Genomic DNA, 626 nt, shown 5'->3' on the forward strand with positions numbered 1-626 from the left:
AATCTAATTCTAAATTTTTTAATAAAATATTCACTTTTTTATTTTCATTTTCTGTACATTCATTTTCTTTAATTAAATTTAATTGAGTTTTTATTAAATGTATTGTTTCATTAAGTTTTTTATCTGTAATTTTCTTAAAATTATATCTAGTAAAAACAAAGTATAGAAATAATATAACAACTGCTGAGAATACTAATGCTAATATTCTCTTTGGCATTTGCTCTATAGTTACAGGTGCATAAATCAATAATACATAGAGCATCATAAAAGCATTACTTTTAGACCCCTTTATTTCACTACTTCCAATATAATAAATTAAAAAGCTTAATAAAAATGTAGTAATTACTGCATAAATTGAGTTGTAATTTGCAATATAAGCACAACAACCTATAATTATTTGTGCTAAACTCAATTTTAAAAATGTACGAGGTATATTATTTGTATGATTTTCACGAAGCATAGTTATAGCTATAGTAATTGAACCAATACCTATCAATATATTATCTTTCCCAAATATATAAAAGGACATTATTGATATTATAGATATTAAAAGTACAGCTATATTCATTAATTGTTTTTTCATCTTAAATTCCATCCTATATTTTAAATTTTTATAATAATATTAC

The 626-nt window shown here is 21.2% G+C and carries 1 protein-coding gene; it reads right to left on the minus strand.

The window, feature by feature from the left end; translation table 11 throughout:
* Window positions 1–583: hypothetical protein (locus VN21_RS15995; RefSeq protein WP_046824139.1), on the minus strand; the 583-nt coding region annotated here is incomplete at its 3' end.
* Between the last annotated feature and the right edge of the window lie 43 nt (window positions 584–626).

Origin of the sequence: Paraclostridium benzoelyticum (assembly GCF_001006285.1) — a bacterium.
Lineage (GTDB): Bacteria > Bacillota > Clostridia > Peptostreptococcales > Peptostreptococcaceae > Paraclostridium > Paraclostridium benzoelyticum.